1 protein-coding gene is annotated in these 257 nt (G+C 53.3%); it reads left to right on the forward strand.

Translation table 11 applies throughout. The annotated features are described in order from the left end of the window. A partial coding sequence (locus ACFIMQ_RS09685; RefSeq protein WP_375703959.1) for a DUF4043 family protein occupies positions 1–257 on the forward strand: 257 nt, incomplete at both ends.

Here is a 257-nt window from a genome sequence, read left to right on the forward strand (position 1 = left end):
GTGCTGTATCTGCATCCAACCCAGGTCACTCAGTGGCGCACCAATACGGATGCTGGACAGTGGCTCGATATCACTAAGGCAATCTACAGTGGAAGCCGTCTTAAAAACCCCCTCTATGACGGCTCGCTTGGTATGTATAATGGTGTCGTCCTGCGTGAGGCTGAACATGTTACCGAAGGTGTCGAGTCCGGTTCAACAAACAAAGCAGTGCCAAATGTGCGCCGTGCCGTGCTGTTGGGAGCGCAAAGTGCCGTCAT

Origin of the sequence: Bartonella sp. AD13SXNS (genome assembly GCF_042196465.1) — a bacterium.
Lineage (GTDB): Bacteria > Pseudomonadota > Alphaproteobacteria > Rhizobiales > Rhizobiaceae > Bartonella.